The sequence below is a fragment of the Pectobacterium peruviense genome, assembly GCF_002847345.1.
Taxonomy (GTDB): domain Bacteria; phylum Pseudomonadota; class Gammaproteobacteria; order Enterobacterales; family Enterobacteriaceae; genus Pectobacterium; species Pectobacterium peruviense.
This window is the reverse complement of the sequence record NZ_LXFV01000023.1, coordinates 76,752-85,500: the sequence shown is the minus strand read 5'-3', so window position 1 is coordinate 85,500 and position 8,749 is coordinate 76,752. Positions and strand designations below refer to the sequence as shown.

The window sequence follows — 8,749 nt, the reverse complement described above, 5'->3', positions numbered from 1 at the left end:
AAAAAACGTCCAGCGCTTTTTTGTTTTTTTCATTTACTGATTTTTACCAACGGCACGTTATTGTTTTTCGGTTCATTTATTAACTCGCTGATATTTCAGAATTCGTCCCGTATATTTATTTCCCGTTAAATTTTATGCTGACTCTGTTTTGTAAAGAATTGAATATCAATGCTTTGATTTTTAAATCAAATATTCTTTTGTTACAATAATGCTAATATGTACCCACGTTCGGTGGAAAGAGGCACCAATAGCCGCATTGACACCAGATCAAGAGGTATAGCCGGATACTGCATTCTGGGTACACAGCCAGATGTTATTGATTGTAGGGAACCTAATATGAAACGCGCGTTAACTTTACTTGGTATGGCCTTCGCAGCATACCTGGCCAGCACCGCCGCTAGAGCGACGGAATATCCGCTACCGCCACCCAATAGTCGCCTTATCGGCGAGAACATCGCTTATACCGTTCCTAATGACGGTCGTCCGCTGGAAGCCATCGCGGCAGATTTCAAGATTGGTTTACTGGGCATGCTGGAAGCAAATCCTGGCGCGGATCCTTACCTGCCGACACCGGGTTCTACTCTCACGATCCCGACGCAAATGCTGCTGCCGGACACCCCGCGTGAAGGCATCGTGGTCAATCTGGCGGAATTACGCCTCTACTACTACCCGAAAGGGAAAAACACCGTCATCGTTTACCCGATCGGCATTGGTCAACTGGGGCGCAATACGCCACTGATGACGACCAGCGTGAGCGAGAAACGTGAGAATCCAACCTGGACGCCAACGGCGAACATCCGTAAGCACTATCTCGAAGAACAGGGCATTAAGCTGCCTGCGGTCGTTCCGGCTGGCCCGGATAACCCGATGGGGCTACATGCATTGCGTCTGTCAGCGCACGGCGGCGTTTATTTGCTGCATGGCACAAACGCGGACTTCGGTATCGGCATGCGCGTAAGCTCCGGCTGTATCCGTCTGCGCCCAGATGATATCAAGGCGTTGTTTGATAACGTACCAGTAGGTACGCGTGTGCAGATTCTTAATGATGCGATTAAAACCTCCGTTGAACCGGACGGTAAACGCTATGTTGAAGTGCATCAGCCTTTGTCGAAGACCGATAAGGACGATCCACAAACCATGACGATTCCGTTGACGGCGAAGACACAGAAGTTTGTTAAGGATGCGGAGACGGACAGTAAAGCCGTTTCTGATGCGATTGTACGTCGTTCCGGCATGCCGATTGTGGTTAGCGTAGGGCAGGATATCAATACCTACCAACCACCGGTAGAGTCGTCTCCAGAAACGCCTAAGACGCATCAGGTTGCGCCAATCACCGCCATCAGCACTACCTCTCGTTAATCATGAAATAAACCGGTCAGGTGCGTCTCAGGCGCATCTGTGCTGGTTCAAGGATCGGATGGAAAGATAGTGACGGCAGACAACGTGTAAAAGGGATGAATGCGAAGGTTGATGGAACAGAACTGCTGACAGAACAAAGGCAAAAAAAATGGCGCACACTGTGCGCCATTTTCACTACTTAACCAGCTCGATTACTTTTTGTAAGTACGAACTTGGTTGTCCAGACGCTGGTTAGCACGAGCTGCGTCATCTTTAGCAGCTTGTACGTCAGAGCGGATTGCGTTCACGTCGTTGCTCAGTTGGTCAACTTTAGCGTTCAGAGTCTGAACGTCAGAAGACAGCTGATCAATTTTAGCATTGCTTGAACAACCAGCAAGCAGAGTAGAACCCAGGATTACCGCGCCCAGTACCAGTTTAGTACGATTCATTATTAATACCCTCTAGATTGAGTTAATCTCCATGTAGCGTTACAAGTATTACACAAACTTTTTTCTAATGAGAATAAATTTTTGATGAGAACATGCTTAATTTCGATCGTTCGCTCAAAGAAACAGCGAGTTTTACCTATTAATTAAAAAAGTAAGGAAAACAGCGCTATTTTTATCGGATAACTCTGAGGCTTTGGCTATTAAAAAGGCGTGTTACGCAAACGCATTAATTAGGTTATCGCACTGTAGAAAGTCGTTTCAGAATATAAAAAAAGCGCCATTAAGGCGCTTTTTACCGATCTGATAGTGGGGATCAGAGACGATGTACGGAAGCGGTGTTGGTTGTGCCGCTGGAAACCAGTGCACCAGATACCATCACCACAACATCACCTGCTTGCGCATGACCGGTCTTCAGCGCCGCTTCTTTACCGAGGCGGTAGAAATCATCGGTAGAGGCGATTTCTTTCACCAGCAGCGTATCAATGCCTTTGCTCAGCAGAAGCTGACGCGCAGTGACTTCATTTGTCGTCAGCGCCAGAATGCGGGCATTCGGGAAGTATTTGCGGATAGATTTGGCAGACTTACCGCCACTGGTCGCAACCACAATCAGCGGTGCATCCAGTTTCTCTGCAGTTTCTACCGCGCCACGGCAGACGGCTTCAGTGATACGCAGAACTGGAGGAGTCTTAATGGTATCCAGACGGCTTTTCATCACGGAATCGGTACGCTGACAGATCGTCGCCATAATGGTAACGGATTCCAGCGGGTATTTACCTTTCGCACTTTCGCCAGACAGCATAACGGCATCGGTGCCGTCGATGATGGCGTTCGCCACGTCGCCAGCTTCAGCGCGGGTAGGACGTGGGTTTTTGATCATTGAATCCAGCATTTGCGTCGCGGTGATAACCACTTTGCGTGCCAGGTTACATTTTTCGATCATCATTTTCTGTGCGAAGATCACTTCTTCAACCGGGATCTCAACGCCCAAGTCGCCACGAGCAACCATGATGCCGTCAGATGCTTCCAGAATTTCGTCGAAATTGTTCAGACCTTCCTGATTTTCGATTTTGGAGATGATCTGGATGTGCTCGCCACCATGTGCTTTCAGGTGTGCGCGAATTTCTTCAACGTCGGAACGTTTACGGATAAAGGAAGCAGCAACGAAATCGACGCCTTGTTCGCAACCGAAAATCAGGTCACGTTTGTCTTTTTCAGCCAGAGCAGGCAACTGGATGGAAACGCCTGGCAGGTTAACGCCTTTGTTCTCGCCCAGATCGCCATTGTTCAGCACTTTACACACGACGTCGCTACCGCTGACGGCTGTAACCTGCATACCGATCAAGCCGTCATCAACCAGAACCGTGTCACCCACGCTGAGGTCTTCGGTGAATCCAGCGTAAGTGACTGCGACGCGATCTTTGTTACCCACGATGCTTTGATCGGTGGTGAACGTGAACGCTTGACCGGCGGTCAGCGTTACGTCAGCGCCGTTTTCCAGCTTCATGGTGCGGATTTCTGGGCCTTTGGTGTCAAGCAGGATAGCAGCTTGCTGACCAGTTTTTTCCATGACGGCACGCAGGTTCTTGATGCGTTGGCCATGTTCTGCGTAATCCCCGTGAGAGAAGTTCAGGCGCATAACATTCATGCCGGCAGACAGCAGGTTGCCAAGCATTTCTTCTGACTCTGTTTTCGGCCCGATGGTACAAACAATTTTTGTCTTTTTCATACGATAGTTTCTACAAGTTGTGATGGATAAAAAAACGAGTGAACCAGTGGCGTTCTGGGACAAGCCGCTGGAAAGAATGAGTGAGGAAACAGTGTAAAAGAGGTAAGTATAGATGGTCGTAGCGAATGGGTAATGAAGTGCGCAACTGCTCGCCGCATGAGATTAGCGGAGGGGCGCGTTGGCGATGCCGTTGATAATAATATTATTGATAGTGGCACGTTGTTTAGCTGAAACCATTCAATTGAAACGACGTTTCGTATTATAGTTATTAAGCGACGAGAAACAAGGTGGCAAAAGGTATGAAATTGAAGATTTTGTCACGTTTACGCAAAAAACTGAGCGATTTGGGTTTTTTACCTAACTTTGTTGCGCAACTGCCTAAAAAATCCGCCGTAGAAATACGCTATTGCGGCGGGTGATGGCAAGTTGTTGATTCTTGTAACAGCCGACAATAAATAAAGAAAGTGCGTGTAAGCGACATGCTTTTCTATCGATCCGTATCACGTTTTTGTGTCATGCTCCTTGAGAAGATGAATGCAGATGGTAGTTTACCAACCATTGCGGATTGTTACTGCGTAAGCAGGCAAAACCAGATGCTCGTTCTTGTTACGGGTGTCTGGTTTTTTTGTTTCCAGGGTTTGAAAAATGAAGATTGCCAAAATACTCAACAATAATGTCGTCACCGTAATCGACGAAAACAATAATGAGTCGGTTGTGATGGGACGCGGGCTGGGCTTCAAAAAGCACTCTGGCGATCTGCTGGATGAAACGCTGATTGAACGTGTTTTTGTGATGAAATCAGGAGAACTGACCTCGCGCCTACAAGAGCTGCTGTCAGAAATTCCGATGGATGTCATCACAACGGCAGACAAGATCATTTTGCTGGCAAAAGCGCGGTTGCCCGGGAAACTGCAAAACAGCGTCTACATCTCTTTAACGGATCACTGCCATTTTGCGATAGAGCGCCACAAGCAAGGCGTGGATATCCGCAATGTGCTGTTATGGGAAATAAAGCGCCTGTATCCAAAGGAATTTGCTGTAGGGATGGAAGCGCTGGATATTATTGAGCAGCGTTTGTCCGTACGGTTACCGGAAGATGAGGCTGGGTTTATTGCACTGCATTTGGTGAATGCGCAACTCGACAGCGAAATGCCAGAAGTCTTGCAAATTACCAAAATCATGCAGGAAATACTGAATATCGTAAAATATCAGCTCAATCTGGATTATAACGAGCAAGCGTTAAGCTATCATCGTTTTGTTACGCATTTAAAATTTTTTGCGCAACGATTAATAGGGAAGAGTACCGTATTTAGTGATGATGAATCACTGCATGATGTGGTAAAGGAAAGATATCAACTGTCTTATCGCTGCGCAGAAAAAATACAGGCACATATTGTTCAAAAGTATGCTTACACGTTAACAAAAGAAGAATTAATGTTCTTAACGATTCATATTGAGCGTGTGCGAACGGAAGGTTTGGAGAAAATAGAACCAGGTGATGGAGAATAATTTCTGCTAATTTGCTTTTCGTCACAAAATAGCAGCGTAGCAAGATAAATGCCTTGCTTACGATGAAAGTGAAAGAATAGAGTATGTGGAAAGTAAATTATCAGATGAAGTACGTTTTTATTGTTGGCGCATAAGTCGCGCTGACAAAGAATCAGGATTGTTACTGTCAGGCTAGACGGGCAGGCAAAACCTAAATCGTTTTCTCAATGTTTATTGGGAAAAGCGATTTAGGTTTTTTTTTGTCTCAAACAGATCTGGTAAACATAACATATTGATATATATGTCTGTTAAGTATTTAAGGATAGACGATGGAATACAAAGCATTAGCAAGTGAGATACTCGATGGTGTCGGTGGACGTAGCAACGTCATTAGCGTGATGCACTGTGCAACCAGACTGCGTTTTAAACTAAAAGACAGCAAAAAGGCGGATGCCGCTGCGCTGAAGAATAATCCAGGCGTGATCATGGTGGTTGAAAGTGGCGGGCAATTTCAGGTCGTCGTAGGCAATCACGTTAGTGATGTGTATCGCAGTTTACTGAATGTTTCTGGATTGACCGACCAAAGTGATGCCGAAAATAATGGGGGAGAGGATGAGAAAAAAGGAAATATTTTCTCTCGCTTCATCGATATTATTTCTGGAATATTTACGCCATTAATTGGCGTGATGGCGGCCTCCGGTATTTTAAAAGGTTTCTTGGCACTCAGTCTGGCCTGTGGTTGGATGGTTGAAACTAGTGGAACATATAAAGTGTTATTCGCCGCAAGCGACGCACTCTTCTTTTTCTTCCCTATTGTTTTAGGTTATACCGCAGGGAAAAAATTTGGCGGCAATCCATTCGTTACCATGGTGATTGGCGCAACGCTAGTTCATCCATCAATGATTGCTGAATTTGGTGCGATGCAGAACGCCGGTTATCAACAGCTTTATTTCCTCGGCATTCCGATTACCTTCATTAATTATGCCTCCTCGGTTATTCCGATTATTTTCTCGGCCTGGCTGGCTTCACGTCTGGAAAGGCCGCTGAATGCCATCTTGCATATTAATATCCGTAATTTCTTCACGCCGTTGTTCTGCCTCTGTATCACTGTTCCCGTCACGTTCCTGCTGATTGGCCCGGCTGCAACCTGGCTTGGGCACATGCTGGCTAGCGGTTACCAACTGATTTATGGGTTGAACTCCATGATTGCGGGCGCGCTGATGGGGGCGCTGTGGCAGGTGTTTGTTATTTTTGGTCTTCACTGGGGGTTAACGCCATTGATGATCAACAATCTCAGCGTGTTGGGACACGACACCATGATGCCTCTTCTGGTTCCGGCGGTATTAGGGCAGGCGGGTGCGGTGCTGGGCGTATTGCTGCGCACTCGTGACATGAAGTTAAAAGGTATTTCCGGTTCGGCTTTCTCCGCAGCAATCTTTGGTATTACGGAACCTGCGGTGTATGGCGTTACGCTGCCGCTGAAACGTCCTTTCATCTTTGGCTGTGTTGGTGGCGCAATGGGAGCCGCAATTCTGGGGTATTTCCATACCACCATTTATTCCTTCGGCTTCCCGAGCATCTTCACCTTTACTCAGGTTATCCCACCGACAGGTGTCGATAACACGGTCTGGGCCGCCATTATTGGTACGGCAATCGCCTTTACCTTCGCTGCGGTAGCTACCTGGGCCTTTGGGATTCCGTCGCAAGAAAATACGACAGCAGTAAATGCGGCTACTGCGGCACCGCAAGCCACGCAGAACCAGAGCGATGCAACGCGTAAACAAGCGATAAACAGCCCGATCGAGGGAACGGTGCTGCCGCTTGAACAGGTCGGTGATGAAACGTTTGCAAGTGGATTAATGGGAAAAGGTATCGCGATTAAACCGCTGGCTGGGCGTGTGGTTTCGCCTGTCAATGGCACGGTTGCGTCGCTGTTTAAGACCAATCATGCCATTGGCCTCGAATCGGAAGACGGTGCCGAGGTGCTCATCCATGTCGGTATCGATACGGTGAAGTTGGATGGTCAGCATTTCACCGCACACATTAAGACCGGCGATGTTGTGAAACAGGGCGATCTTCTGGTGGAGTTTGATTATCAGGCGATCGAAAAAGCCGGTTATGACACGACAACGCCCGTCATTATCACGAATAGCGAAAATTACGTTGATGTTCTGCCTACTGCCGGAAACACCGTGCAGGAACAGGGCGCACTGTTGACGTTAATCCGCTGAAATTGACATTTACGACCCAATTGGGAGGAGAAAAAATGAGCCATCAGTTTCCGAAAGAATTCTTGTGGGGAGGCGCGATTGCAGCCAATCAGGTTGAAGGCGCGTATTTAACGGACGGCAAGGGGCTATCAACGTCCGATTTACAGCCACAAGGTATTTTCGGCGAGATCGTCATGCGTACGCCGGGCGACAGTGTAACTAAAGACACCGCGATCGATTTTTATCACCGCTATCCCGAAGATATCGCGCTTTTTGCTGAAATGGGTTTCAAATGCCTGAGAACCTCAATTGCCTGGACGCGCATTTTCCCGCAGGGCGATGAAACCCAGCCGAATGAGGCAGGGCTGGCATTTTACGATCGCCTGTTTGATGAAATGGCAAAGTATGGCATTCAACCGCTGGTGACGCTGTCCCACTATGAAATGCCGTACGGTCTGGTGAAGAATTACGGCGGCTGGGGGAGCCGTGAAACGATTACGTTCTTCGAGCGCTATGCCCGCACGGTATTCCAGCGCTATAAAGACAAAGTGAAATACTGGCTGACGTTTAACGAAATTAACTGCGCATTACATGCACCATTTACAGGTATTGGTTTACCTACTGAGAGTAGTAAGCAGGATATTTATCAGGCGATTCATCACCAGCTCGTTGCCAGCGCTAAAGCGGTGAAGGCGTGCCATGAAATCATCCCTGATGCCAAAATCGGCAATATGATGCTGGGTTCCATGTTCTATCCATTAACCTGCAAGCCTGCGGATGTAATGGAAACGATGCAGCAGAACCGCGACTGGTTGTTCTTCGGTGATGTACAAACCAGAGGATACTACCCGGCGTACATGAAACGTTTCTTCGCAGAGCACGGCATTACGCTGTCGGTAACGGAAGACGATCGTCAGTCTCTGAAGGAAACCATCGATTTCATCTCTTTCAGTTACTACATGACGGGTTGTGTGACCACCGATGAAGAAGTGAACCAGAAAGCCCGTGGCAATATCCTGAATATGGTGCCGAATCCGCATTTGGAAAGCTCCGAATGGGGTTGGCAGATCGACCCAGAAGGGCTGCGCTATATCCTGAACTATCTTTATGACCGCTATCAAAAACCGCTGTTCATTGTGGAAAATGGTTTGGGTGCCAAAGACAAACTTGAGAGTGATGGCAGCATTAACGATGACTATCGCATCAAATATCTGAACGATCACCTGTATCAAGTGGGTGAAGCGCTGGAAGATGGCGTTGAGGTGATGGGTTATACCTGTTGGGGGCCTATCGATCTGGTTAGCGCCTCAAAAGCCGAAATGTCGAAACGCTACGGCTTCATCTATGTCGATCGCGATGATGAAGGCAACGGTACGTTAGAGCGCCGACGTAAGAAAAGTTTCCACTGGTATAAAGAAGTTATTTCCTCTAATGGTGAAGCGTTGAAATAAACCAGCATATCGATACGTTATTTACGCATTCATTCTCAGAAAGAAGAACCGGAATGAATGCGAACTCTATTTTTTACTACCCATGGG

Annotated in this window: 6 protein-coding genes; 4 read left to right on the top strand and 2 right to left on the bottom strand. The window is 47.4% G+C overall.

Features of this window, described 5'->3' with window-relative positions:
• Positions 1 to 336: 336 nt before the first annotated feature.
• Positions 337 to 1,359: a L,D-transpeptidase family protein gene (locus tag A0G03_RS16645; protein WP_048259732.1), complete on the top strand. Its 1,023-nt coding sequence runs from the start codon at positions 337 to 339 to the stop codon at positions 1,357 to 1,359.
• A gap of 191 nt (positions 1,360 to 1,550) precedes the next feature.
• Here the strand turns inward: A0G03_RS16645 and A0G03_RS16640 are convergent, their stop codons facing one another.
• Positions 1,551 to 1,787 carry a major outer membrane lipoprotein gene (locus A0G03_RS16640; RefSeq protein WP_005970385.1) on the bottom strand — a complete coding sequence of 79 codons (237 nt, stop codon included), beginning with the start codon at positions 1,785 to 1,787 and terminating at the stop codon, positions 1,551 to 1,553.
• Positions 1,788 to 2,100: 313 nt separating this feature from the next.
• Positions 2,101 to 3,513 carry a pyruvate kinase PykF gene (gene pykF / locus A0G03_RS16635; RefSeq protein WP_048259733.1) on the bottom strand — a complete coding sequence of 471 codons (1,413 nt, stop codon included), beginning with the start codon at positions 3,511 to 3,513 and terminating at the stop codon, positions 2,101 to 2,103.
• Positions 3,514 to 4,158: 645 nt separating this feature from the next.
• Here pykF and licT point away from each other — a divergent pair.
• The 3 genes from licT to A0G03_RS16615 all read left to right on the top strand — a co-directional run bounded on the left by licT (position 4,159) and on the right by A0G03_RS16615 (position 8,662).
• On the top strand, positions 4,159 to 5,022 hold the full coding sequence (licT, locus tag A0G03_RS16625; protein ID WP_048259734.1) for a BglG family transcription antiterminator LicT: 864 nt from the start codon (positions 4,159 to 4,161) through the stop codon (positions 5,020 to 5,022).
• A 308-nt stretch (positions 5,023 to 5,330) separates the two neighbouring features.
• Positions 5,331 to 7,232, top strand: coding sequence for a PTS beta-glucoside transporter subunit IIABC (bglF, locus tag A0G03_RS16620; protein ID WP_048259735.1), 1,902 nt, complete (start codon positions 5,331 to 5,333; stop codon positions 7,230 to 7,232).
• 35 nt (positions 7,233 to 7,267) lie between these two features.
• Positions 7,268 to 8,662 (top strand): glycoside hydrolase family 1 protein, encoded by a 1,395-nt coding sequence (locus A0G03_RS16615; protein WP_048259736.1) that lies wholly within the window; start codon positions 7,268 to 7,270, stop codon positions 8,660 to 8,662.
• The last annotated feature ends 87 nt before the right edge of the window (positions 8,663 to 8,749 follow it).